This is a genomic window from Burkholderia sp. BCC1638, assembly GCF_902833195.1.
Classification (GTDB): Bacteria; Pseudomonadota; Gammaproteobacteria; order Burkholderiales; family Burkholderiaceae; genus Burkholderia; species Burkholderia diffusa.
Genome location: NZ_CADFEC010000024.1, coordinates 1 through 24,175 on the forward strand (window position 1 = coordinate 1; position 24,175 = coordinate 24,175).

Consider the following 24,175-nt stretch of genomic DNA (forward strand, 5'->3'; position numbering starts at 1 on the left):
CGGTGTCGGTCAACTCGCGCGTGTCGGGCCAACAACAGGCTCTTTTGCATTGGAAACGCGCCGAAAGCGCTACGCAAGAGCCAGTGCAGACCCTCGTCCAGGCTCCTGTTCCATTGGAAAGCGCTCATGCAACGCGTCTGACAATGGTTGACAGATGCGCGGCGCGACTTTCCCTATAGTGCAGTCATGGCGCGACGAAATGTGCGCGCAACGATTCGGCTTCCGACGCACATATGTCAATGGCACGCAGGAAGCAGATCCGGGATTCTCAACCCCCAACGAGAGACCCGGAGCCCTGAGCGGACATCCATGCGGCTGTGCACCGGCCCCGTGTGGATGTCCGCTGATTTTTTTTGTTTTCCGGTTCTTCCGCCGCCTGCCTTTCCCTCTCCAGCCAGCACGTTCATTGCCGCTTGCCGCGCGCGACTTCGTCGCCGGCGCCGGGCGGCAGCCGTCGCGTGATCGGAATCGACGCGAACGAACACAGCCCGACCACGACGAACGCGGGCCAGAAATCCGACCACACCATCGTTTGATGCCCCTGCAGCCAGTGCGACACGTGCAGCACGAGGCCGGCGACCGTCACGCCGAGCCCGAGCGACATCTGCTGCACGACACTGCCGAGGCTCGTCGCGCGGCCTGCATCGGCCTGCGAAATATCCGCGTAGATCATCGAATTCAGGCTCGTGAACTGCAGCGCGGGGAAGATGCCGCCGACCAGCACGATCGTCCAGATCGCCCAGGTCGGCATGCCCGGATGGAACACGCCGTAGGCGGCGATCGCGAGCCCGGCGAACGCGGCGTTGTAGATCAGCACCGTGCGAAAGCCGAAGCGGCGCAGCGTATGGGTGGCCGTCGAGCGGCTCACCGCGCCGCCGAGCGCGGATGCGCAGGTGATCAGCCCGGAGTGGAACGCGCTCATCCCGAGGCCTTCCTGGAGTGCGAGCGGCAGCAGGAACGGCACCGCGCCGAGGCCGATGCGGAACAGCGACCCGCCGACCACGCTCGCATGGTAGGTCGGGATCTTCAGGAAGCTGAGGTCGAGCACCGGGCGCGTCTTGCGGCGCGCGTACGGCACGTAGAGCGCGAGCATTGCCGCGCCGGCCGCGCACATCAGGAGCGCGTTGCCGCGCGACGTGAGCGAGCCGTCGATCAGCGTGAGGCCCATCAGCAGCAGCGCGGCGCCGCTCGCCGACAGCAGGAATCCGAACCAGTCGAGCGGGCCGGGATCGGCCTCGTGCGTGTTCGCGATGTGCTTGCTCGCGAGGTAGATCCCGTAGATGCCGATCGGCACGTTGATGAAGAAGATCATCCGCCAGTGCAGGTAGGTCGTGATGAAGCCGCCGACGAGCGGCCCGAGCGTCGGCCCGAACAGCGCGGGAATCGCGAGGTAGTTCATCGCGCGCACGAGATCGGAGCGCGGCACCGCGCGGAAGATGATGATCCGGCCGACCGGCACCATCATCGCGCCGCCGACGCCCTGCACGAAGCGCGCGAACGTCAGCACGCCGAGCGAGTTGGAGGCCGCGCACATCAGCGAGCCGGCGACGAAGATGCCGATCGCGGTGCGGAAGACGGAGCGCGCGCTGAAGCGGTCGGCAAGCCATCCGCAGATCGGGATGAATACGCCGAGGCCGACCACGTAGGACGTGATCGCAATGTTCAGTGTGACGGGATTGTGCCCGAAGTCCCTCGCCATCGCGGGCAGTGCGGTGACGATGATGTTCGCGTCGACGCTTTCCATGAACAACGCACAGGCAACGATGAGCGGTGCTAGAAAGACGGGCGACATGGGCAGGGCGCGCGGTAAAGACGCCATTATGCCCACAATGTGGTCGTTGCGTCACGCAAGACAACGGTTGTTCCGCATGTTGCAACAGTCGTTCCTGTTACCGCGTGTGAAAGAAGGGACGACTGCGATGCCGGATGCGATTCGTGACATGACACATGACGCACGCCCGCGGTGGCCACCGCGAAACTTGCGTGCGATGCGCGTTTCGTGCGACAGTCGGAACTCATCTGCGTAATACAACGACGCGCATCGATCGACGGCCATCGAGACGAGCGCACGCGCGAACGAGACCCCTGCCGAACCATTCATCATCGAAAGGAGGGGACACGTCATGACGCCACGTCGTGCCGCATCGACCGCATCGCATCCTGCCTCGCATCCGTCCGTTCCCGCGCCGCGTCTGCGCTGGGCCGCCGTCCTCGCCGTCGCTTACCTCGCCGTCGCCGGTTGCGCGGCGCAGGCCGACAGCGCAAATCAGGCCGCGATGCAGGCGGGCAGCCAGTCCGCCGCGCCCGCCACGGCGACGCTCGCGAGCCCGGCTTCCGGCACGCTGCTGCCGCCACCGAGCCAGCTCTACGGCGACCTGTTCGTCGCGGTGCAGACGGCGCAAATCTATCCCGACCAGAAGACCTTCGTCGACGCGACACCCAACACCGATCCGGCGACGATCGTACAGTTGTATCAGCAACAGAAGTCGCAGCCGGGCTTCTCGCTGAAGGCGTTCGTCGACCAGCACTTCACGCCGCCGCCGGAAGGCGGGGTCACGCCGCCCGCGAACCAGACGCTGCGCCAGCACATCGACTGGCTGTGGCCGCAGCTCACGCGCTCCAGCACGACGGTGCCGCCATACAGCTCGCTGATCGCGATGCCGAAGCCGTACGTGGTGCCGGGCGGCCGCTTCCGCGAAGGCTACTACTGGGATACCTATTTCACGATGCTCGGGCTGCAGGTGTCGGGGCGCGAGGATCTCGTCGACGACATGCTCGACAACTTCGCGTATCTGATCGACACGATCGGCCACATCCCGAACGGCAACCGCACGTATTACGCGAGCCGCTCGCAGCCGCCGTTCTTCGCCTACATGGTCACGCTCGCCGCGCAGGCCGAAGGCGACAAGATCTACCAGAAATATCTGCCGGCGCTGCGCAAGGAACATGCGTACTGGATGCAGGGCGAAACCACGACGCCGCGCGGGCAGGCGGCGCGCAACGTGGTCGCGATGCCGGACGGCGCGGTGCTGAACCGCTACTGGGACGCGAGCGACACGCCGCGCGACGAGTCGTATCTCGAGGACGTGACGACTGCGAAGTCCGTACCGAATCGTCCCGCTAACGAGGTGTACCGCGACCTGCGCGCGGGCGCCGAAAGCGGCTGGGACTACAGCTCGCGCTGGTTCGGCGACGGCAAGACGCTCGCGACGATCCGCACGACGTCGATCGTGCCGGTCGACCTGAACAGCCTGATGTTCCATCTCGAGACGACGATCGTGAAGGGCTGCGCAGTCACGCGCGACATCGCATGCGTGGCGGATTTTTCCGGACGGGCGGCGCGGCGCGCGGCGGCGATCAACCACTATCTGTGGAATCGCCGCGGCTATTACGGCGACTACGACTGGCAGTTGCGCAAGCCGCGCGACGGGGTGACGGCCGCCGCGCTGTATCCGCTGTTCGCGGGCGTCGCATGGCCAGAGCGCGCGAAGGCGACCGCGCGCGAGGTGCGAAAGACGCTGCTGCAACCGGGCGGCCTCGCGACGACGACCGAGAACACCGGCCAGCAGTGGGACGCACCGAACGGCTGGGCGCCGCTGCAGTGGATCGCGATCGACGGGCTGCGCCGCTACGGCGAACCGGCGCTCGCGAAGGACATCGGCACGCGCTTCCTGGCCGACGTGAAGCATGTGTATGCGACCGAAGGCAAGCTCGTCGAGAAGTACGTGGTCGAAGGGGCCGGCGCGGGCGGTGGCGGTGGCGGCGAATATCCGCTGCAGGACGGCTTCGGCTGGACCAACGGCGTCACGCTGAAACTGCTCGGGCTGTATGGCGAGTGACGGGCCGCATGCGTTGCATGCAGGCACGTAAACGGACACGGGCCGGATCGCCGCGCGTGCGGCAGTCCGGCCCGTGTCGCATGCGCGGGTGTCAGAACGTGATCGTCGTGCGCACGCCGACCACCGTTTCGTCGCCGATGCGCGCGCCGGCCGCGTTCGGGTTCGGGATGCCGCCGCCCGGCCGGAAGAAGTGCTGCACGTCGGCCTGCAGTTGCCACCACGGCGCGACCTGGTACTGATAGGTTGCCTCGATCACCGTTTCCGCGCGACGCACCGGATAGCCGGGCGTCGTATACGTGCCGGTGTCGCCGTCGAGCGCACGTGCATGCGAGCCGATCTTCGCGTAGCCGATCGCGATGCCGGCCGTATCGTCGTCGCGACCCTTGAACGGCGCCTTGAGCGTCACGCCCGCATTCGCCGCGAAATCGACGACGTTGCGATCGCCCGGCGCGCCCATCACGCGCGCGAACACGCCGACCGAACGCGGGCTGTCCGCCGACGGCCGCCACACCATCTGATCCGCGACCGCATAGAAACCGTAGTTGCCGCGATGCGTGGCGGGGATGCCGTTGCTGGCCGGATTCGCGAGCGACAACCCGTCGGTGCCGAGGCGCGGATCGTTCGTGTGCTGCGACTGATACCAGAAGCCGAGCTTGTACGTGCCCGGCAGGCCGGCCGGTTGCGGCGCCTTCGGGTCGGCCGGCGGCGCGTTCAGCGCGTACTGGAGTTCGCCGATCACGAATGCGCCGCTGCGCAGATTGAAGTTGGTGCCGTGCGCGTTCAGCACCTGCGCGTCGCCGTCGCTGCGGCCGGCCGGGTTGCCGTCGAACACGCCGACCATCGCGGTCCACGCGTCGGCCGGCTTCACGCGCAGCCGCACGCCGAGCGACGACAGCGGATACGCGGGGCCGCCGGACGGCAGGTCGGTCGACGGCAGCACGGGCCAGCCGAACGTCGCGTTCATGAACGTCGCCGCGTACTGGCTCACCATGAATTCCTGGTCGACGCTCTGCTGGCCGACCCGCACGTCGGCCTTGCCGGCGAGGAACGCCTGCTGGTACCAGAGCTCCCACAGCCGCGTGGTCGAATTCGCCTCGATGCCGGTCGCGGTCTGCAGCGTCTGCAAATAGCGCTGCGTGAGGTTGGTGCCGTGGATCTGCAGCGCCGACACGTTGAACGTTCCGCCCGGCAGCCCGACCGCTTTCTCCGTATCGACGTTGAAGCCGAATTGCGTGAGGCCCTGATAGGCGCCGCCGCGCTGCGTGCCGCCCGCGGCGTTGTACAGGTATTCGCTGGTTTCCTGCAGGTTTAGCGTGACGCCGTGATCGCCGAGCACGTCGCGCAGGCCGCCCATGTTGCCGAACAGGTTCGAGCGTTCCCAGAAACCGGTGGTCGCGGGCGCGGCAGCGTCGGCGGCCGGTGCGGGGGCGGCGTCGCCGACGCCGGGCGCCGGCTCGGCCGCGGCGGCCGGCGGCGACGATTGCGCGAACGCGGGCGCGGCGGCGAGCGACAACAGCAACGCGGCGAGCGCATCGAGGCGCGGTGTACGCGGTGCGGATTCGAAGCGATTCTTCATGCGGGCTCCGTTGTTTGATTGATTAGCTTGACTGACGAAATGAAAACGTGAAGCGATGGCGCGGGTACAGGCGGCGCGTTCCGCATCGCCGTTCATGGCAACCAGCCCCCGATCCGCCATACGTGCGCGAAGCCGAGGCGCGACGCGGCCGTGCAGAGCAGCGCGACGAGCGCGATGGCGGCCGCCATCGCACCGACCAGCGCGCAATCGAGCGGGCGCGGTGCTTCCGGGAGGTGCGCGAGGGCGCTGCCGCGCCAGTTACCGAACGCGTGGACGAGCGGCGAAACAGCCGAAACCAACGAGCGGTCGGACGCGACGTGGATGAATCGCTTGAATCTGGCCGCGAACGATTGAAAGAACATGACGAACCTCCGTCCGGTCCGGCGCATGCCGGACGACGTGATCGAGCGCGGGTGCATGACGCGACCTGCGATCGGCGGTTGGAACGTAACGGAGCGTGCGACGGACGGGCCGACTATGCCGGCACCGGGGGAAGCGCGCTAACCCGACGAATGCGAGCTAGCGGCGAATGACATGCGTCTGGCTGCTATCTCGCGATGGCTTGGCCGGCCTGGACCGGCATCGAACTGCAACTGGAGCATGTGTCCACGAAGGGACTCCCTTGATGAATTGGGGCGGATTGTAGTCGCGAGCTTTGCTGCGGTGCAAGTAAAAAAGCAGCGGCGTTGCGCGTATTGCACCGGCAGTTGCACCGCGCGCGGGCCGACCGATGCCCGGTGCGACCGGCCGCCGGCGGCACGCGGCGACTGTTGCTCGCACGCATCGGCGGCGCGCGCCGTGCGACGCATTGAAAGGTTGCGGCGCGTCATTCCGGGCGCGAATCTTTCAGCGTGTAGGGGAGGGAAAAAATATTCCCCGGAGGGCGTGCCAGAGGGTTGACTTCCGTTTCGGCCGGTCCATAGAATCCGGCATCTTCACTCTTGGGGCCGCCGCCTTGGACGCCTGCAGTAGTCGATCTTCGAACGAAATTTCCGCCTGAGCGACCGACGTCCGCGCCTCATCGAAGCCGCCGTTTGTCATCCAGGCAAACGGTGCGCGCAGCAGTATTCCGCAGCAACTCCCTACGTGCACCCTGATTCGCGCCGGTTAGCGTGATGCGTTTGCGCATGCGCCATCCGGTTTCGCCGCCGCCCGGCGCGCGGCCGCGTTCGCGCATGCGTTTCGCATGCACCCGAACGGCGGCCCGCACCGCGCGGCGGTCAATCGTGTTCTCCGGAACACCGCACAGGAGCCGCCGTGAACGACAGTGACAGTTGTCCCTTATGCCCGTTGCACCAACAGACCCTTTTGAACCCGGGTCGCAGGGACAATCCGGCCGACTAGCCTGACACGTCGTTCAGGCCCCGGACTGGCCCCGCGCCCACCACGCGGCCGGCACGCATGCCGTCGCCGCCAGGAGCCAGCCCATGAACTTCGGCCTTCTGCTGTCGAACCTCCCGCACGTCACTGAATCGCGTCCGCATTACGACGCGATGCTGACGCTCGACGCCCGTCCGCGGGTGTTCTCCCGTTTGCTGAACCACCTGAAATCGTTGATCCGCTGAAGAAGCGCCGAGCGCGTCTCGGCATGCGCGCGCGGCCCCGTTCTGCGCGCGTATTCCAAGGCCACACGCTTGCCGGATAAAAAACCAGCCGTACGGAATTCATCATGTCCACGCCATCGAACGTCTCTCCACCGATCGCCGTCGAACGCAGCGCCGTGCTCGACGAAGCCCACCTGGGCGACATCCGCGGCGCGCTCGGCACCATCGCGCATCACGACACCGCCGCGCGCGGCACGTGGTGGGCGCGCCTGCGCACGCTGCTCGCGATCATCGGCCCCGGCCTGATCGTGATGGTCGGCGACAACGATGCAGGCGCATTCGGCACCTATACGCAGGCCGGCCAGAACTACGGCACGACGCTGCTGTGGACGCTGCTGCTGCTCGTCCCGGTGCTGTACGTGAACCAGGAGATGGTGCTGCGCCTCGGCGCGGTCACCGGCGTCGGTCACGCGCGCCTGATCTTCGAGCGCTTCGGCAAGTTCTGGGGCGCGTTCAGCGTGATCGACCTGTTCCTGCTCAATGCGCTGACGATCGTCACCGAATTCATCGGCATCACGTTCGTACTGGCTTTCTTCGGGCTCCCGAAGGTTGCGGGCGTCTGCGTGGCGGCCGCGTTGACGATGGCGGCGGTGAGTACCGGCGACTTCAGGCGCTTCGAGCGGTTTGCGATCGTGCTGTGCGTGATGAGCCTGCTGCTCGTGCCGGTGCTCGTGTCGATCCACCCGCCGGTGGCGCAGATGTCGCGCGACTTCTTCGTGCCGAACTGGCCCGTGCACGCAAAACTGTCCGATGTGATGCTGCTCGTGATCGGCATCGTCGGCACGACGGTCGCGCCATGGCAGCTGTTCTTTCAGCAGAGCTACGTGATCGACAAGCGCATCACGCCGCGCTTCATGAAGTACGAAAAGATCGACCTGTGGATCGGCATCGCGTTCGTGCTGATCGGCGCGGTCGCGATGATCGGCTTCAGCGCCGCGCTGTTCGGCGGCCATCCGGAAGCGGGCAGCTTCACCGACGCGGGCGGCGTGATCGCGGGCCTCGAGAAATATGCGGGCCGCACGAGCGCGACGCTGTTCGCGGTCGCGCTGCTCGACGCGTGCATCATCGGCGCGGCGGCGGTGTCGCTGTCGACCGCGTACGCGATCGGCGACGTGTTCAAGATCCGCCATTCGCTGCATCGCGGCGTGTCCGATGCGAAGGGCTTCTATCTCGTCTATTTCGGCATCGTCGCGGCGGCTGCCGCGCTCGTGCTGATTCCGGGCAGTCCGCTCGGCCTGCTGACCGAAGCGGTGCAGACGCTCGCCGGCGTGCTGCTGCCGAGCGCGACCGTGTTCCTGCTCGTGCTCTGCAACGATCGCCAGGTGCTTGGGCCCTGGGTCAACTCGACGAAGCTCAACGTGTTCACGGGCGCGGTGATCTGGGTGCTCGTGCTGCTGTCGATCATCCTGACCGCATCGGTGATGTATCCGGACATCAGCGGCGAAGCGATCGTCGACGTGCTGGTCGGCGGCACCGTGCTCGCGATCGCCGGTTATCTCGCGACGGTGCTGATTCGCCGCAACAAGCGTGTCGTCGAGCCGGGCATCGACCGCGCGCTGCGCCCCACGTGGCGCATGCCGCCGCTCGAAACGCTCGAGCCGCAGAACATGACGGTCGCGACGCGCGTCTGGATGGCCGTATTGCGCGGCTATCTGGTGATCGCCGTCGGTCTCGTGATCGTCAAGGTCGTGGAGATGACGCTGCTGAAGTAACGCCGTACGGCGCGATCGTCAGGTGTACGGACATGCCGGCCCGCGAGGCCGGCATGTCCGTTTACGCAGGTTCGTCGCGCGCGCGTCAGATCAGCTCGAGCTTCGACGTCAGGTACGTGAGCTGGATCCGGTTCGCGACGCCGAAGCGTTTGCGCAGCTTGCGCAGGTGATAGTCGACGTTGTGCGCGCTGGTGTCGAGGCGCCGGCCGATTTCCTTGTCCGACGCGCCTTCCGCGATGCCCAGCAGCAGTTCCTGTTCGAACGGCGTGAGCCCGTTCACGGCGCGTTCGCGCGACGTCGCGATCAGTTGCGGCGACGCGAACTTGTGCACCGACAGCCCGATCGACAACGCCTGCTCGATCGTCGCCGGCGTGATCCACTCGCGCGTGCGGCGCGGCGCGGTGAAGCTCATGAACGCATGCAGCCGCGTGCCGGGCACGGCCATCGAATACATGATGCCGCTGCACATGCCGTCGTCCTGCATCGTCTGCAGGAAACCGTCGAGCGCCGCCGGCGTCACGCACGGGCCGTCGTCGCGTTCGCGATGTTCGCGGCGCAGTTGCTGCAGGTCCCACACGATCGGCATGTTGCATACGCGCGCGCCGAGCGTGCGCGGATCGATGTCGTGATGGTTGTGCCGCACGTAGTCGCCGCGATAGGTGGTCGGCGTGAACGCCTCGTGGAGGTAGAGACTTTCGACTCGCTCCCGCGAGAATTCGAGCGCGAAATAGGCGAACGTCGAGAAGCCCGTCAGGTGCAGCAGGCTTGCGACGATCCGGTTGCGTTCGGCGGTGCTCTGCGCGTGCTCGAGCGTATCGGCGACGCCGAGCTTCGGCGCGTGCGGCTGCACGATGTCGCCGCGCTTGACGTCGTCGCACCAGACGACCTGCACCGGGCGCTCTCTCGACGCGTCGGTGCTGGAGGCCGTCCGTCGCGACGGACGGGACAACGTTGGGGCGACCGCTTCTTCTTGCAATGCAATATCGGACATGTGCCATCCCTCGGAATCGACGCGCATCGCGTGGCGGCAGCCGTGTCGTGCACGGCGTTCGCGACGATGCGATCGAGCATCTTTATGATATGCGCAGATCATCATCCAGACGAAACGCGGGGGCATTGTACAAAAATGCCTGTGTACGCGTAATATGCCGTAATACTAATTCGGGCGAAAGGTTCATATTCGCACCGGTATAGAGACAACCAGAAAAACATAAAGAAAAGACCAGATCGTGACGGGGCAGGTTCACATATTGGGAAAGGGTGGGCTCCTCATGACATATGCTGACGACGCGCCACGCGTCGAGTGGTTCTCGCAAGCCGATATTGCGGTCGCTGCCGCTTATTCGAAAGAAATTCATGCAATCGAGCGTGACGTTTTTACCGGCATTCAAATCGCGCCCGGTAAATCCGACCTTGCGCCTGTCGATTTCGCCCAATGCCATTCCCGATTGCGGCAAATCGGTTTCAGCACGCTCGGATACGGCGCGTATGAAATGATCGGGCGGCGCATTCTGTGCGCGCATCTGCTGCGCGATCTCGCGCCCGCGACGTTCATGCAGCCGTATATCGAGGGCATGCTCTACGAGAGCGACCCGCGTTTCGCGCAGGTGCGGCAAAGCGGCTTTCCGGTCGCGTGGCGGCTCGACGAGATCGAGTCGGCCGCGCAGGGCAGCGGCGACCGCAAGGTGCTCGCGCTGGCCGGCCATCTGCGTGCGCATGCAATGAACAGCGGCGTGATTTTCAGCCTGTCGGCGCCGCGGCTCGACTTGCGCGTCGCGGTGAACGTGACGTCGGAAGCGCACGGCACCGACTGGATCGACGATCGCGTGATCGGCGGCGCGCTGTCGGTGAGCCTCGCCGTGCATCGCGTCGCGCTGCCGTTTCTCGAGGCGCGCATCGCGCGCATGCGCGGTTTCGCGCTGGGCGACGAGCAGCAGCAGGTGCTCGAGCGTCTCGTGCGCGGGCTGTCCGACCAGGAGATCGCGAGCGCGCTGCGCACGTCGCTGCACAAGGTCGGTCACCATATCCGTTCGCTCGAAAAACTCTTCAACGTCCAGAATCGCGCGCAGCTCGCGTATCTCGCCGCACGCCGTCTGGAGTCCTGACCCTGTCTGCGCGCGCGGCGCCCGCCGCGCGATGGAAGCGGTTCCGGCGATGCGCGCGAGCAGGCGCCGCCGGGTTTCGTAGTCGGATCGGATCGTCACCGGAAAACCGCCGCGCCGCTACGAGGCGCATCCCTTTTTGCACCGTGTCGCGTCGCTACACTCGTCCCATTCAACGGTCCGCGCGACACGGGGCATGACGGCCCGTGCCCGGCGGCGACAACGACAGGACGACGGCACGATGGCAGAACCGAAGGCGCTCCCTCGCGACTGGCAGCGGATCTTTTCCGCCGGCCGCAGCGTGTCCGGGCGACGTCTCGGGGCATCGCCGCGCGCCGACCTGTTTCTCGCCGCGTTCATCGTGTCGGTGGTCGCGCTGTTCATCCTGCCGCTGCCCCAGGCCGCGCTCGACGGGATGATTTCGCTGAACCTCGCCGCGAGCGTCGTGCTGCTGACGGTGTCGACCTACGTGCCTTCGGCGGTCAGCTTCTCGTCGTTTCCCGCGCTGCTGCTGTTTACGACCCTGTTCCGGCTTGCGCTGAACATCGCGTCGTGCAAGCTGATCCTGCTGCACGCGAACGCGGGCCACGTGATCGACGCGTTCGGCCGGCTCGTGGTCGGCAACAACGTCGTGGTGGGCGGCGTGGTGTTCCTCGTGATCGCCGTCGTGCAGTTCATCGTGATCGCGAAGGGCTCCGAGCGGGTCGCCGAAGTCGGCGCGCGTTTCTCGCTCGACGCGATGCCGGGCAAGCAGATGAGCATCGACGCGGACCTGCGCGCGGGGATCATCAGCGCCGACGAAGCGCGCGAGCGTCGCGAGAAGCTCGAACAGGAATCGCAGATGCACGGCGCGATGGACGGCGCGATGAAGTTCGTGAAGGGCGACGCGATCGCGGGCCTCGTGATCGCGTTCATTAACATCGTCGCGGGCATCGCGGTTGGCACGCTGATGCACGGCATGGACATCGGCGAGGCGCTGCAACGTTACGCGATCCTGACGGTCGGCGACGGGATGGCGTCGCAGATCCCGTCGTTGCTGGTGTCGATCGCGGCCGGCATCGTCACGACGCGCGTCGCGACGCGCGACACGCGGCAGCGCCAGCTCGGCGAACAACTGGGCGAGCAGCTCGGCGCGCATCCGCGCGCGCTGCTGATCGCGGCGCTGGTGCTGGCCGGCTTCCTCGTCGTGCCCGGTTTTCCGAAGTGGTCGTTCGCGCTGATCGCGTTCGGCCTCGGCGCGTTCGCATTCACGCAACTGAAGCGCAAGACGACCGCGCCGAGCTTCAACCTGATTCATATTGCCGGCCGCATCGGCGCGACCGACGACGGCCAGCCCGCGAAGGTGTCGCATGCGGCGGGCGTGACGTCGCTGATCGCGGTGTCGCTGTCGGACGACCTGCGCACGACGCTGAACCTCGCGCAGTTGCAAACCGCGCTGTCGAGCGCGAAGGCGCGCGTCGACGCGGATATCGGGACGGTGTTTCCTCGCATCACGCTGAACGACGACGAGGGCGCAGCAGCCGGCACGTACCGGATCTATCTGCAGGACGTGCTCGCCGCGCATGGCGCGCTGAAGCCGGGCTGGCTGCTGTGGGATGGCGTCGCGCCGCTGCCCGAGCGCGCGGAGCGCCAGCCGGCCGAGGCGTTCGGCCCGTTCGCGACCGCGCTGTGGATCAAGCCCGACGGCGCGACGCCGGACGGCAAGTGGCTGACGAGCGAAGGCGCGCTCGCCGCGCACGTCGAACAGATCGTGCGCCAGCATGCGGACGAACTGCTCGGCATCCAGGAAACGCAGGCGCTCGTGCACCTGGTGCGCCGCGAGCATCCCGAACTCGTCGGCGAACTGACGCGGCTCGTGCCGCTGCAGCGCGTGACCGAGGTGCTGCGCCGGCTGCTTGCCGAACAGGTGCCGATCCGCAACCTGCGCGTGATTTTCGAAAGCCTGATCACGTGGGCGCCGAACGAGCCGGACGACGTGATCGCGCTGGTCGAGCTGGTGCGCGTCGACCTGCGCCGGATGATCACCGATCGACATGCGGGCGCGACGCGGCAGCTGCGCGTCGTGCTGTTCGAGCAGAACCTGCAGGAGCGGATCGAGAACGCGGTAATGCGCACGAAGCAGGGCAATTTCCTCGCGCTGTCGAGCGCGATCAAGCAGGACATCGGCGAACAGGTGCGCGCGATCGTGCAGGCCGCGACGTCGGCGCAGGCGGCCGGCGCGGGCGGCCACGGCAACCCGCAAGGCGCGGCGCGGCTCGCGGTGATGGTCGCGCTCGGCGCGCGCCGCTACGTGAAGACGATCCTGCAGCCGGTGCTGCCCGAACTCGCGGTGCTGTCGTACCAGGAGGTCGAGGAGGACGTGCAGCTGCATACGGTCGGCTGGGTGAAGAACCCGCCCGACGACGGCACGCTCGGCGCGGGCGCCGGCGTGCGCGCGCCGGGAGTCGCGCAATGACGAGCTCGACGATCCTCGACCTGACCCGGCAGGCGCTGATGCTGGTGCTGCTGCTGTCGCTGCCGATCGTCCTGATCGCCACCGTCACCGGCCTCGTGGTCGCGATCCTGCAAGCGGTCACGCAGGTGCAGGACGCCAACATCGGCATCGCGGTGCGGCTGATCGCCGTGATGGTCGCGCTCGTGCTGCTGTCGGGCTGGCTCGGCAGCGAGGTGCTGCGATTCGCGCAACAGGCGCTGGAACGCATGTTCGTTTCTTCCTCAGGAGTGCTTTGATGCGTCGACGCGTCACCCCGATCCGGTTTCAACCGCGCCGCCTGCAACGGGCCGCGCTCGCCATGTGCGCGACCGCGCTGCTCACGGCATCGCTGTGCATGACGGTCGCGCATCCGGCGCGCGCGGCGGACCTGCGCTGGCGCAACAAGCCGTTCACGATCGTCGCGAACGGCAAGAAGATCGGCGATTTCATTCGCGAGCTCGCATCGTCGCAGGGCGTGACGGCCGTGGTCGACCCGAAGGTCGACGGCGTGATCAGCGGCCGCTTCTCGGGCACGCCGCAGCAGACGCTCGACACGATCTGCTCGACCTACGGGCTCACGTGGTACTACGACGGCTCGTTCCTGTACGTCGATCCGGCCGACCAGTCGCAGACGCAGATGATCCCGATTCCGCCGAACGCGGCCGGCGAGATCGGCCGCGCGCTGCAGGCGATGCAGATTCCCGACAAGCGCTATACGCTCGTGATCAACGACCGCGCGAACAGCGTGTACGTGGCCGGCCCGCGCCGCTACGTGGAGCTCGTGCGGCAGGCGGTCGGCTCGGTCGGCGACCCGTCGGCGAACGGCGCGCATGCGGACATTCGCGCGTTCCGGCTCAGGTACGGCTGGGCGTCCGATTTCACGATCAACCGCTCGGGCAAGGAAGTGACGGTGCCGGGCGTCGCGACGATCCTGCGCCGGCTGTTCGGCAAGGGCGGCGGCACGAGCGAACTGCCGTCGAGCACGCCGCTCGGGCAGGCTGCGCGTCAGGTGAAGCTCGGCTCGGGGCTGACGATCGCGGTGCCGCGGCTCGACTTCCCGGACATGTCCGGCGGCCCGCGCCAGGGCAGCTACGGCGGTGCGGACGGCAGCGCGGGCGGCTTTTCGCCGTTCTCCAGCGGCGGCGGTGGCGACACGCTGCCGCAGATCGTCGCCGATCCGGCGATCAACGCGGTGATCGTGCGCGACCTGCCGGAGAACATGTACCGCTACCAGTCGCTGATCAACCAGCTCGACGAGCGGCCGCGCATCGTCGAGATCAACGTGACGATCATCGACATCAACGAGGATTCGCTCGACAGCCTCGGGATCGACTGGCGTCTGCACACGACGCACGGCGACGTGCAGATCGGCAACGGCCAGAACCCGCTGAACGGCAACACGCAGTTCAACGGCGCCGGCAATCCGCCGCTGACGTTCGGCATCGGCACGTCGGAAACCGGGCAGACTGGCGCCTTCCTGCCGACCGGCATCGCGCTGACCGCGTCGATCGGCGGCTCGTTGCGCAACTACCTGCTCACCCGCGTGAACGCGCTCGCGCAGAAGGGGCAGGCGCAGCTGCGCTCGAAGCCGAAGGTGCTCGCGCTCGACAACACCGAGGCCATTCTCGAGAACCTTACGCAGTTCTACGTACAGGTGCAGGGCTACCAGGATTCGTCGCTGTACAGCGTGACGACCGGCACCAGCATCAAGGTAACGCCGATGATCGTCGACGAGGCGATCCGCAACGCGGCCGCCGTGTCCGGCAACCCGCAGAGCGTGATGATGTCGATCGACATCCAGGATGGCAACATCGTGCCGGGCCAGGCCGTGTCGAACGTGCCGGTGATCCAGCAGCGCAACATCGTCACCAAGACGATGATCGACGAAGGCAAGAGCCTGCTGATCGCGGGCTTCAACGACGACGAGGTGCGGCTGAACAAGAGCGGCGTGCCGTGGCTGTCCGACATCCCGCTGATCGGCAACCTGTTCAAGTACACCGACAAGTCGGGCAACCACATGGAGCGGTTCTATTTGCTGACGCCGCGCGTGGTGACGACCGCGTCGATGTACGCGCCGGACGGCTCGCCGGTGAATCCGGGTGCCGACGGGCCGGCCGGTTCGAACGGCACGTCGATGTATCGCCCGCCGGACAACGACATCGCGGTGCCGCTCACGCCCGCGCCGCTTCCCGGCACGAAGTTCGGCCCGCCTGCGCTGCCGCCGCCGAAGGATTCGGCCGCGCAGCCCGTGGCGACGACCGCAGGAGCGTCCTCTCATGTCGACGACCATCATTGACCCGCACGGCGACGGCGCATTGCCCGGCGGCGGCGCGGCCGGATCGGCCGCGCTCGCGTCGCCGTGGAACCTGTGCTTCCTCAGCGGGCCGATGTACGGCCGCACGATGTCGCTCGCGCGCGGCGCGAACTGGGTCGGCACCGCGGCCGACTGCGAAGTGATCCTGCCCGATCGCGAGATCGGCGCGAAACAGGTGTGCCTGCAGGTCGGCGCGCTTGCGGTGACGGTGCAGAACCACGGCGTCGATGGCGGAGCGCCCGTGCTGTTCAACGACGAGCCGCTCGGTGCGGGCCGCCGCTCGATGACGCCGCAGGACGTCGTGACGGTCGGCTCGATCAAGCTCGGCATCGCGCGTCATGCGCAGGCGAGCGTCGCGGTGCCCGACGAGGCCGACACGCAGGACGCCGCGCGCGAGGCCGCGTGGCTCGGCTGGCTCACCGGCGGGCTGCGACGTCTCGGCAGCCGGCGGCTTGTGATCGCGGTCGTCGCGCTGTGGATCGGGGTGCTGCTCGGCGCGCTCGGTTACGGCTTCGTCGCGTGGTCGGGGCGCCTGCCGTGGCAGCACGAGTCGGTGCTCGCGCGCACGCATCGGCTGCAGCAGTTGCTGCACGCGTATCCGGAGCTCGCCGTCGCGCCGCGCGACGACGGCGTGATCGTGTCGGGCTACGTGAGCGACCCGGCGGCGCGGGAACGCGTCGCGCAGATCGTCGCGGGCGTCGACAACGCGGCGCTCGGCAACATCTACGTGGTCAGCGATCTCGTCGCGACCGCGCAGACGTATTTCAGCGACACGGCACTGACGGTCACCTATCTCGGCCGCGGCCGGATCGAATTGACGGGCGCGGCCGAGCGCGCGCAGATCGAGCCGCGCATCCGCAACTACATGAAGGACGCACGTCCGGCGCTCGAGGTGGTCGACCACGTGCGCGACGCCGATGCCGCCGCGCCGCGCACCGCGACGACGCTCGGCGGCGTCGCGGGGATTCCGGAGATCACGACGGTATTCGCGGGCGACGGCGACCAGCGTTACATCGAGACGGCCGACGGCAGCCGCTATTTCGAAGGCGCGCGGCTGAAGGAAGGGCCGACCGTCGTGTCGATCGGTCAGGACGAAGTCGTGTTCGAGCGCAACGGCCAGCGCATCACGATGCCGCTTGGCGGCGCGTCCGCGAGCGCGCCGGAGCGGGCGCCGGCGCCGCCTGTGCCGCCGCTCGCGAGCGGCGCGGCGGCCGGCGTCGCGCAGCCGGTGCCGGGCCCGACGCTGCCGCAGGATGCGCCGGCGACGCCGGCCGTCGCGGCCGCCGGTGCCTCGAAGGAGGCGGCGCACTAGCGTCGCGACAGGTTTTGCGCATCGCGCGTCGCGCGGTGCGCGCATTACGCGACACGCCGCATGCATGCGGCGCGTCACGTCGCCGGCGGGGCATGGGGCCGCCGCCGGAAAGTGGATGACGTTCTTCACGCAAAAGGAGCGAAATATGGGTGCCTCAGCAGCAGGTAGCGCGGGTGGTCCGAACGACACGACCCAGGTTCAGCAGCAGGCGGACGACCTGACCAAGACGCAGCTCGAACTGACGAAGATCAACTTCCAGGTTCAGCAGTCGACCGCGACGTTCGAAACCAGCAACGCAGTAACCGCGCAGGAAGGGACGGCGAACGCCCAGGTTGCGCAACACCTGAGTTCCGCCGGTCGCGCATGAAGCCGGTCGCCGGCCGCGCCGTGCGACGCCACATGCCCGGGCCGCCCGTGACGGGCGCCCGGCGGGGCGTGTGCGCGTGCCGGCCGGCTCGTTCCCGGCTCTGCCGGTCAAGGAGGACACGATCATGTCGGTAACAGGCGTAGGCGCGGCGCCGCCGGGCGCGGCCGCGCTCGCGGGCGCCGTGCAGCAGGCGGGCACGGCGTCCGATCCGGCGCAGGTGCGCCAGTTCGATGCGTTGATGCAGCCGGGTGCGGCCGCGGCGTCGCCGTCGGCGTCGGGCGTCGCGATGTCGCGCGCGCCGGCCGATGCGGCGCCGGCGGTGCAGATGACGCCCGCGACACCCGCGCAGGCGAACCATTCGTCGCTGGTCGAGCGGTTGCGCACGTACGGCAACGATCTCGACACGCGGTACGCGAACATCGACAAGCATCGCACCGAGATGCTGACGTCGATGGCGGACAACCGCAGCGATCCGCTGATGACGATGGTGAAGGCGATGGATTTCCAGTGGACGGCGACCACCACGATTTCCGAATACCAGTTGAGCCTGTCGGTCGCGCAGGCGGCGAACGGCTTCACGCACACGGTGCTGAAGACGCAGGAGTGACGAAGGCCGGTGCGTGTGCCTGAAGCGGCCGCGCGCCCTGAAGCGGACAAACGATGACGACGATCGATTCGACGCCGCGCATGCATGCGTGGCGCAGCCGGGCAGCACGAGCGCTGCTCGCGGGACTGCTCGCGCTGCTGGCCGGCTGCCAGAAGGAGCTGTACTCCGGCCTGTCGGAGCGCGACGCGAACCAGATGGTCGCCGTGCTCGGTGATGCGGGCATCAGCGCGTCGAAGGACAACGACGCGCGCGACACGTCGGATCGCAACGCATGGCAGGTGAGCGTCGCGGACGGCGACATGCAGTCGGCGCTCACCGTGCTGCAGGCGAACGGGCTGCCGAAGCCGAGCTATGCGAGCCTCGGCGAGCTGTTCCAGAAGCAGGGGCTCGTGTCGACGCCGGCCGAGGAGCGCGTGCGCTACCTGTACGGCGTGTCGCAGGACCTGTCGCGCACGCTCCAGGACATCGAGGGCGTGGTGGTCGCGCGCGTGCAGGTCGTGATTCCGGAGAACGATCCGCTCGCGGACAAGATCAAGCCGTCGTCGGCGGCCGTGTACATCCGCTACCGGCCCGGCGTGGATCTGCGCGCGATGGCGCCGATGGTCAAGGATCTCGTCGCGCACAGCATCGAAGGGCTGCAGTACGACAACGTGTCGCTGTTCCTGCAGCCGGCCGCCGCGCGCACGACGCGCGTGGACGGCATCGGCAGCGCGGTGTCGGACGTCCTGCGGCTGCGCTCGCCGCTCGGCTGGCTGGTGTTCGCGCTGATCCTGCTGACCTGCGCGGTGATCGCGCTGTCGGCCGCGCGGCGCGGGATGTTCGGCGCCCGGCTGGCCGGGCTGGTCGGCACGCCGCGCGGCGCGAACGGGGCCGGCGGTGCGTCCGCGTCGTCGGGCGGCGGCCTGCGCACGCCGGACGGCGCGCGCGACGGCGCATGAGCGAACACGCCGCGCTGCCGCCGGTTGCCAGGCCCGATGCCGCGCCGCTGCCGTGGCTGCACCCGCTCGCGCCGCCGCCGCCCGCGCGGCTCGCGGCGTTTCACGCGCTCGTCTGCGAATTCAACCTGCGGCCCGACCGCTATCTGCACGTGACGCGCGTGCCGGCCGAGTGGCCCGCGCGCTATCGCTCGCCCGACGCGTTCGGCCCGGCCGGCCGCAAGCTGCTTGCGCGCCATCTGCTCGACGCGAACGACGTGGCCGCGCATCACGACTTCGACGTCGCCAATCCGTGTGCGCGGCTCGCGCTGCTGCCCGGCGCGGCGCTCGAGCAGCTTGCGTCGTATGCGGGGCTGCTGCTGCATCGCGGCTGGCTGCGCGATGCGCTGACCGTGCGCCGCATTCGCGCGGAAATCGCGGCGAAGCTCGGCGGCGACGCGCTGGAACTCGCGCTCGAGCGCGCGCCGGAATTCGGCGCGCTCACGGACACGCTCGAACCGTGGCGTGCCGATCCGGCCGCGTTGCCGGTGGTGATCCGCGCGCGCGGCGGGCGGCTGCTCGCGGATTTCATCGGCGTGGCGGGCGATGCGGTCGCGCGGCGTGCGCGCCTGAAATTCAACCGCGCGATCGACGACGAAGCGCCGTACTGGCTGAACCGCGCGCAGCGCGACCAGTTCGGCGAATTGTTGTTCCTGTTTCTGATTCCCGAGAGGCTTGCGTCATGGGACTGGCTTTTCTGATCACGAGCGACAACCTGCAACTGCTGTCGGAGCGCAAGGTGCTCAAGGAGCGCGAATACGCGGCGCTGCTCGACGCGTCCGCGGTGATCGCGACCGCGCGCGACGAGGCCGCGCGCATCGTCGCCGATGCGCAGCGCGAATTCGACAAGCGCCAGGCGGCGGGCTACGACGAAGGCATGCGCCGCGCGCAGCGCGAGCATGCGGCGCAGGCGTACACGCAGGCGCTGGCCGCCGCGCGCACGATGGAGTCGATGAAGGATTCGATGGCCGACATCGTCGTGAAGGCCGTGCGCGCGATCGTCGGCGAGATGGGCACGCAGAAGCTCTACGAGGCCGCGCTCGCGCGGATCGCGCCGCTCGTGCGCGACGAGGCGTTCCTGATCGTGCGGGTCGCGCCGGGCCGCGAGGACGAGATGCGCGACGCGCTTGACCGCGCATTCGCCGGCCAGTCGAATCGGCAACGGATCCGCATCGTCGAGGACGCGCAGCTCGAACGCCACGCGTGCACGGTCGAGACGCCGTCCGGGCGCATCGACGCGAGCCTCGACCTGCAGATCGACGCGCTGCGCCAGGCGATCCGCCGCGATGCGCTGAAGGGCACGACGCGATGAACACGCCGCTCGACGATCCGCAGTCGTTCGGCGGCGACAGCGACGACGATGCCGCGCCGTTCGATCGCGGCCGCCTCGTCGGCGACCTCGACGCGGGGCTCGCATTTTTCTCGCCGGTGTCGGTGCAGGGCCGCGTCAATCACGCGGTCGGGCAGATCCTCAACGCGACCGGCATCCGCGCGCGGCTCGGCGAGATCTGCGAACTGCGCACGCCGAACCAGCCGACGCTGCTCGCCGAAGTGGTCGGCTTCTCTCGACAGACCACGCTGCTCACGCCGCTCGGCGACGTGGCCGGGCTGTCGCCGGAGACGACCGTCGTGCCGTCCGGGCGCGAGCACGTGTTCCCGGTCGGCGAAGCGCTGTTCGGCCGCGTGCTCGACGGGCTCGGTCGGCCGCTCGACGATCGCGGGCCTGTGACGGGCGCCGCGTGGGTATCGACGCAGCAGGACCCGCCGAACCCGCTCGCGCGCAAGATGATCGACACGCCGTTTCCGACCGGCGTGCGCGTGATCGACGGCCTGATGACGCTCGGCATCGGCCAGCGCGTCGGCATCTTCGCACCGTCCGGCGTCGGCAAGAGCACGCTGCTCGGGATGATCGCGCGCGGCGCGCAAGCGGACGTGAACGTGATCGCGCTGGTCGGCGAACGCGGCCGCGAAGTGCGCGAGTTCATCGAGCACAGCCTGTCGCCCGAGGTGCGCGCGCGCTCGATCGTCGTCGTGTCGACGTCCGATCGTCCCGCGATGGAGCGCGTGAAATCCGCGCTGGTCGCGACCGCGATCGCCGAGCACTTCCGCGACGCGGGCAAGCGCGTGCTGCTGCTGGTCGATTCGCTGACGCGCTTCGCACGCGCGCAGCGCGAGGTCGGCCTCGCGAGCGGCGAGCCGCCGACGCGGCGCAGCTTCCCGCCGTCGACGTTCGCCGTGCTGCCGCGCCTGCTCGAACGCGCGGGGCAGGGCGCGACCGGATCGATCACCGCGCTGTACACGGTGCTCGTCGAAGGCGATGAGGAATCCGATCCGATCGCCGAGGAAGTGCGCTCGATCCTGGATGGCCACATCGTGCTGTCGCGCAAGATCGCGCTCGCGAACCGCTATCCGGCGATCGACGTGCTCGCGAGCCTGTCGCGCGTGATGCCGCTCGTCGCGAGCCGCGCGCATCAGCACTCGGCCGCGCGCGTGCGCGAGCTGATCGCGAAGTACCAGGAGATCGAGCTGCTCGTGCAGATCGGCGAGTATCGCGAAGGCAGCGACCGGCTCGGCGATCTCGCGCTGCGCGCGCGCGATGCGATCGGCGCGTTCTGCACGCAGGCGTCGCACGAGGACGTGCGTTTCGACGCGCTGCTCGCGAAGCTGACGAAACTCGCGAACGACCATGTCTGAAGCCGACGACCGTCTCGTGCTCGCGACGCTCGCGCGCCTGAAGCGCGTGCGCGAGATGCGCAGCCAGATCGCGCGTGTGGCGGCCGCGCGCCAGCAGGGCATCGCCGCGCAGAGCGGCCGCGCGCTCGATGCCGCGCACGCGCAGCTCGCGCGGCAGGTCGCCGCGAAGGCCGCGATCCAGACGCGGCTCGCAGACGACCTCCGCGAGGCGCGCGCGCTGCAGAATGCCGCGGCCGACACGCGCACGTTCGATCGCCACATCGGCGTCGCGAATGCGTCGGTCAGCGAAGCCGCGCACGTGCACCGCGATCACGAGGCGACGCTCGCGGACCTGCAGCGCGCCGCGCGCAAGGCGAAGGCCGCCGAGGACAAGCTCGACAAGGCTGGCGAGAAGGCATTGCAGGCGCGTGCCGCGCGGGTCGAGCGCGACGCAGACGAGGTCGCGGATGCGCATGCGGTGCGGCGTTTCGCGACAGCCGGCGTGTGGGCGGGCGATGCGCCGGAGCATGCGGCGGGGCAGCCGGAGATGGCCGCCGTATTCGATGCGGAGATGGTGTCGCGGCCGGCGGATGCGGATGCGACGGCCGCGGCCGACACCGCCGACTCGACCGCTGCCGACGCCGCAACCCCTCCCGCCGCCGCGGACCGCCGATGCTAGACCACGCCGCGAATTTCAACGACATCGCCGGCACGCTGCGGCCGCTGCTCTACGTGATGCCGCGCCTGCTGCCGGTCATGTTCGTGGTGCCGGTGTTCAACGAGCAGATCGTCACGGGCCTCGTGCGCAACGGAATCGCGGTGGTGATCGCCGCGTTCGTCGCGCCGGTGATCGACCCGGCGCAGGTCGCCGCGCTGCCATTCCTGATGTGGTGCCTGCTCGTCGCGAAGGAGGCGGTGGTCGGCATGCTGCTCGCGGGCGCGTTCAGCGCGGTGCTGTTCGCGATCCAGGGCGTCGGCTACCTGATCGATTTCCAGACCGGCAGCGGCAGCGCTGCGTTCTTCGATCCGATGGGCGGGCACGAGGGCGGCCCGACGTCGGGATTCCTCAATTTCGTCGCGATCGCGCTGTTCGTCACCGCGGGCGGCCTTCAAGTGCTGGTGCAACTGTTCGCGCAGTCGTACGCGTGGTGGCCGATCGGCTCGCTCGGCCCCGATTTCTCGTCGATGCTGGAGACCTTCGTCGTGCGGCAGACCGACACGATCTTCGAATGGATGGTGAAGCTCGCCGCGCCCGTCATCATCGTGCTGGTGCTCGTCGAGCTCGGCATCGGTCTCGTCGGGCGCGCGGTGCCGCAACTGAACATCTTCGTGTTCGCGCAGCCGGTGAAGAGCGCGCTCGCGGTGCTGATGATGGTGCTGTTCCTGCCGGTGGTGTACGCGTCGCTGCATGCGCTGCTGAGCCCCGACAGCGGGCTGATGGCGCTGTTGCGCGCGCTGTTCGCCGCGCACGGCGGCGCGTGACGGCCCGCCGGAACCGGAGCGACGATGGCGGAAAAGAACCAGCAGCCGACCGCGAAGCGCCTGCGCGAAGCGCGCCAGAAGGGCGACGTGCCGAAGAGCGCGGAGACGATCTCGTCGGCGTTCTTCGTCGGCGTGTGCGTCGCGCTCGCGGTCGGGCTTGGCACGCTGTTCGCGCGGCTGCAGGCGCTGTTCCGGCTCGTGTTCGATGCGGCCGGCGCGGCCGATCCATCAGCGCGGCTCGCGACGCTGATCGACGGCGCCGCGCGCGACTGGGCGCTGCTGTCCGCGCAGATCGTCGCGGCCGGGCTGCTGGCCGGCCTGCTCGCGGGCTTCGTGCAGGTGGGCGGCGTGATGGCGTGGAGCCGGCTCGTGCCGCAGCTGTCGCGGCTCAATCCGGCCGAGGGGCTGAAGAACATGTGGTCGATGCGCAACCTCGTGAACCTCGCGAAGATGCTGCTGAAGACCGTGCTGCTCGCCGCGACGCTCGGCTGGCTGATCGTCGAGTCGCTCGACCCGTCGGTGCAGTCCGGTTTCACGCGGCCGATGTCGATTCTCGCGCTGATCGTGAAGCTGCTGATGCTGCTGTTCGGCTGGGCCGCGCTGATCTACATCGTCATGGCGCTGATCGACATCGTTCACCAGCGCCATGAGTTCAACCAGAAGATGAAGATGTCGATCGAGGAAGTGCGGCGCGAGCACAAGGAAGACGAGGGCGATCCGCACATCGAGGCAAAGCGCCGGCAGCTCGCGCGCGAAGCGCAGTTCTCGTCGCTGCCGGACCGGATCGGCTTCGCGTCGGTGGTCGTCTATTCGTCGAGCGTCGCGGTTGCGCTCTATTACGGCGGGATCGGCACGTTGCCGTGGGTGCTCGCGCGCGGCGAGGGCGAGGCGGCCGAGCGGATCGTGCGGCTCGCGCGCGACGCGCTGCGCCCGACGCTCGCGAACGCCGGCCTCGCGCACGCGCTGTACGAGAGCACGCCCGAAAAGGGCACGATCCAGCAGCAGCATTTCCGCGAGGTCGCGCAGTTGCTGAAGTGGGCGACCGGCGCGGCATGACGGGTACGGCCCGCCGGGCCCGGAACGCCGGCATGCACGCCGTTCGCCGATGCGGAATGATGTGGACCCTTTTCCGGCTTGCCG

General features: G+C 68.4%; 21 protein-coding genes. 17 read left to right on the plus strand and 4 right to left on the minus strand.

The window, feature by feature from the left end:
• Nucleotides 1-403: 403 nt before the first annotated feature.
• Nucleotides 404-1,792, minus strand: coding sequence for an MFS transporter (locus HWX22_RS23700; protein WP_059819423.1), 1,389 nt, complete (start codon nt 1,790-1,792; stop codon nt 404-406).
• A 331-nt stretch (nt 1,793-2,123) separates the two neighbouring features.
• On the opposite strand from HWX22_RS23700, the gene treA reads away from it, so the two are divergent.
• Nucleotides 2,124-3,839 (plus strand): alpha,alpha-trehalase TreA, encoded by a 1,716-nt coding sequence (gene treA / locus HWX22_RS23705; protein WP_175916510.1) that lies wholly within the window; start codon nt 2,124-2,126, stop codon nt 3,837-3,839.
• Between the two features lie 91 nt (nt 3,840-3,930).
• Here the strand turns inward: treA and HWX22_RS23710 are convergent, their stop codons facing one another.
• Together HWX22_RS23710 and HWX22_RS23715 are read right to left on the minus strand one after the other, a co-directional pair.
• Nucleotides 3,931-5,415, minus strand: coding sequence for a carbohydrate porin (locus HWX22_RS23710; RefSeq protein ID WP_175916511.1), 1,485 nt, complete (start codon nt 5,413-5,415; stop codon nt 3,931-3,933).
• A 92-nt stretch (nt 5,416-5,507) separates the two neighbouring features.
• Nucleotides 5,508-5,777, minus strand: coding sequence for a hypothetical protein (locus HWX22_RS23715; RefSeq protein WP_175911609.1), 270 nt, complete (start codon nt 5,775-5,777; stop codon nt 5,508-5,510).
• Between the two features lie 1,065 nt (nt 5,778-6,842).
• Between HWX22_RS23715 and HWX22_RS23720 the strand changes: the two genes are divergently transcribed.
• Nucleotides 6,843-6,980 (plus strand): hypothetical protein, encoded by a 138-nt coding sequence (locus HWX22_RS23720; RefSeq protein ID WP_175752182.1) that lies wholly within the window; start codon nt 6,843-6,845, stop codon nt 6,978-6,980.
• 104 nt (nt 6,981-7,084) lie between these two features.
• Nucleotides 7,085-8,731 (plus strand): NRAMP family divalent metal transporter, encoded by a 1,647-nt coding sequence (locus HWX22_RS23725; RefSeq protein WP_175916512.1) that lies wholly within the window; start codon nt 7,085-7,087, stop codon nt 8,729-8,731.
• A gap of 85 nt (nt 8,732-8,816) precedes the next feature.
• On the opposite strand, the gene HWX22_RS23730 is transcribed toward HWX22_RS23725, so the two are convergent.
• A complete protein-coding gene (locus HWX22_RS23730; protein WP_175916513.1) occupies nt 8,817-9,722 on the minus strand; it encodes a LuxR family transcriptional regulator in 906 nt (301 codons plus the stop codon).
• Nucleotides 9,723-10,002: 280 nt separating this feature from the next.
• Between HWX22_RS23730 and HWX22_RS23735 the strand changes: the two genes are divergently transcribed.
• The 14 genes from HWX22_RS23735 (at nt 10,003) to HWX22_RS23800 (ending at nt 24,091) form a co-directional block, all read left to right on the plus strand.
• The gene (locus HWX22_RS23735; protein ID WP_175911607.1) at nt 10,003-10,836 is read left to right on the plus strand and encodes an autoinducer binding domain-containing protein; all 834 of its coding nucleotides are present in this window, start codon (nt 10,003-10,005) and stop codon (nt 10,834-10,836) included.
• A 238-nt stretch (nt 10,837-11,074) separates the two neighbouring features.
• The gene (gene sctV, locus HWX22_RS23740) at nt 11,075-13,288 is read left to right on the plus strand and encodes a type III secretion system export apparatus subunit SctV (protein WP_175916514.1); all 2,214 of its coding nucleotides are present in this window, start codon (nt 11,075-11,077) and stop codon (nt 13,286-13,288) included.
• Entirely contained in the window at nt 13,285-13,563 is a 279-nt protein-coding gene (sctS, locus tag HWX22_RS23745) for a type III secretion system export apparatus subunit SctS (RefSeq protein WP_011659215.1), read from the plus strand. The genes sctV and sctS overlap by 4 nt, the downstream gene beginning before the upstream one ends.
• A complete protein-coding gene (gene sctC, locus HWX22_RS23750) occupies nt 13,563-15,602 on the plus strand; it encodes a type III secretion system outer membrane ring subunit SctC (protein WP_175916515.1) in 2,040 nt (679 codons plus the stop codon). The genes sctS and sctC overlap by 1 nt, the downstream gene beginning before the upstream one ends.
• On the plus strand, nt 15,583-16,932 hold the full coding sequence (gene sctD / locus HWX22_RS23755; RefSeq protein WP_175911604.1) for a type III secretion system inner membrane ring subunit SctD: 1,350 nt from the start codon (nt 15,583-15,585) through the stop codon (nt 16,930-16,932). Before sctC ends, sctD begins: the two co-directional genes overlap by 20 nt.
• A 145-nt stretch (nt 16,933-17,077) precedes the next feature.
• The gene (locus HWX22_RS23760) at nt 17,078-17,299 is read left to right on the plus strand and encodes a hypothetical protein (protein ID WP_059527208.1); all 222 of its coding nucleotides are present in this window, start codon (nt 17,078-17,080) and stop codon (nt 17,297-17,299) included.
• Between the two features lie 124 nt (nt 17,300-17,423).
• Nucleotides 17,424-17,906, plus strand: coding sequence for a hypothetical protein (locus tag HWX22_RS23765; RefSeq protein WP_059527205.1), 483 nt, complete (start codon nt 17,424-17,426; stop codon nt 17,904-17,906).
• 53 nt (nt 17,907-17,959) lie between these two features.
• The gene (gene sctJ / locus HWX22_RS23770; protein ID WP_175911603.1) at nt 17,960-18,844 is read left to right on the plus strand and encodes a type III secretion inner membrane ring lipoprotein SctJ; all 885 of its coding nucleotides are present in this window, start codon (nt 17,960-17,962) and stop codon (nt 18,842-18,844) included.
• Nucleotides 18,841-19,581, plus strand: coding sequence for a SctK family type III secretion system sorting platform protein (locus HWX22_RS23775; RefSeq protein WP_175916516.1), 741 nt, complete (start codon nt 18,841-18,843; stop codon nt 19,579-19,581). Before sctJ ends, HWX22_RS23775 begins: the two co-directional genes overlap by 4 nt.
• A complete protein-coding gene (sctL, locus tag HWX22_RS23780) occupies nt 19,563-20,192 on the plus strand; it encodes a type III secretion system stator protein SctL (RefSeq protein ID WP_059600083.1) in 630 nt (209 codons plus the stop codon). Before HWX22_RS23775 ends, sctL begins: the two co-directional genes overlap by 19 nt.
• Nucleotides 20,189-21,574: a type III secretion system ATPase SctN gene (gene sctN / locus HWX22_RS23785; RefSeq protein WP_059526754.1), complete on the plus strand. Its 1,386-nt coding sequence runs from the start codon at nt 20,189-20,191 to the stop codon at nt 21,572-21,574. The genes sctL and sctN overlap by 4 nt, the downstream gene beginning before the upstream one ends.
• On the plus strand, nt 21,567-22,232 hold the full coding sequence (locus tag HWX22_RS23790; protein ID WP_175916517.1) for a hypothetical protein: 666 nt from the start codon (nt 21,567-21,569) through the stop codon (nt 22,230-22,232). The genes sctN and HWX22_RS23790 overlap by 8 nt, the downstream gene beginning before the upstream one ends.
• Nucleotides 22,226-23,035: a type III secretion system export apparatus subunit SctT gene (gene sctT, locus HWX22_RS23795; protein ID WP_059526749.1), complete on the plus strand. Its 810-nt coding sequence runs from the start codon at nt 22,226-22,228 to the stop codon at nt 23,033-23,035. Before HWX22_RS23790 ends, sctT begins: the two co-directional genes overlap by 7 nt.
• Nucleotides 23,036-23,059: 24 nt before the next feature.
• Nucleotides 23,060-24,091, plus strand: coding sequence for an EscU/YscU/HrcU family type III secretion system export apparatus switch protein (locus tag HWX22_RS23800; RefSeq protein WP_059819414.1), 1,032 nt, complete (start codon nt 23,060-23,062; stop codon nt 24,089-24,091).
• The last annotated feature ends 84 nt before the right edge of the window (nt 24,092-24,175 follow it).

Coding starts and splice junctions, on each gene's coding strand:
- HWX22_RS23760 (WP_059527208.1), top strand. CDS start 17,078: ATGGGTGCCTCAGCAGCAGGTAGCGCGGGTGGTCCGAACGACACGACC.
- sctL (WP_059600083.1), top strand. CDS start 19,563: ATGGGACTGGCTTTTCTGATCACGAGCGACAACCTGCAACTGCTGTCG.
- treA (WP_175916510.1), top strand. CDS start 2,124: ATGACGCCACGTCGTGCCGCATCGACCGCATCGCATCCTGCCTCGCAT.
- sctS (WP_011659215.1), top strand. CDS start 13,285: ATGACGAGCTCGACGATCCTCGACCTGACCCGGCAGGCGCTGATGCTG.
- HWX22_RS23775 (WP_175916516.1), top strand. CDS start 18,841: ATGAGCGAACACGCCGCGCTGCCGCCGGTTGCCAGGCCCGATGCCGCG.
- sctN (WP_059526754.1), top strand. CDS start 20,189: ATGAACACGCCGCTCGACGATCCGCAGTCGTTCGGCGGCGACAGCGAC.
- HWX22_RS23735 (WP_175911607.1), top strand. CDS start 10,003: ATGACATATGCTGACGACGCGCCACGCGTCGAGTGGTTCTCGCAAGCC.
- HWX22_RS23730 (WP_175916513.1), bottom strand. CDS start 9,722: ATGTCCGATATTGCATTGCAAGAAGAAGCGGTCGCCCCAACGTTGTCC.
- HWX22_RS23710 (WP_175916511.1), bottom strand. CDS start 5,415: ATGAAGAATCGCTTCGAATCCGCACCGCGTACACCGCGCCTCGATGCG.
- HWX22_RS23790 (WP_175916517.1), top strand. CDS start 21,567: ATGTCTGAAGCCGACGACCGTCTCGTGCTCGCGACGCTCGCGCGCCTG.
- HWX22_RS23765 (WP_059527205.1), top strand. CDS start 17,424: ATGTCGGTAACAGGCGTAGGCGCGGCGCCGCCGGGCGCGGCCGCGCTC.
- HWX22_RS23725 (WP_175916512.1), top strand. CDS start 7,085: ATGTCCACGCCATCGAACGTCTCTCCACCGATCGCCGTCGAACGCAGC.
- sctJ (WP_175911603.1), top strand. CDS start 17,960: ATGACGACGATCGATTCGACGCCGCGCATGCATGCGTGGCGCAGCCGG.
- sctT (WP_059526749.1), top strand. CDS start 22,226: ATGCTAGACCACGCCGCGAATTTCAACGACATCGCCGGCACGCTGCGG.
- sctV (WP_175916514.1), top strand. CDS start 11,075: ATGGCAGAACCGAAGGCGCTCCCTCGCGACTGGCAGCGGATCTTTTCC.
- HWX22_RS23720 (WP_175752182.1), top strand. CDS start 6,843: ATGAACTTCGGCCTTCTGCTGTCGAACCTCCCGCACGTCACTGAATCG.
- HWX22_RS23700 (WP_059819423.1), bottom strand. CDS start 1,792: ATGTCGCCCGTCTTTCTAGCACCGCTCATCGTTGCCTGTGCGTTGTTC.
- sctC (WP_175916515.1), top strand. CDS start 13,563: ATGCGTCGACGCGTCACCCCGATCCGGTTTCAACCGCGCCGCCTGCAA.
- HWX22_RS23715 (WP_175911609.1), bottom strand. CDS start 5,777: ATGTTCTTTCAATCGTTCGCGGCCAGATTCAAGCGATTCATCCACGTC.
- sctD (WP_175911604.1), top strand. CDS start 15,583: ATGTCGACGACCATCATTGACCCGCACGGCGACGGCGCATTGCCCGGC.
- HWX22_RS23800 (WP_059819414.1), top strand. CDS start 23,060: ATGGCGGAAAAGAACCAGCAGCCGACCGCGAAGCGCCTGCGCGAAGCG.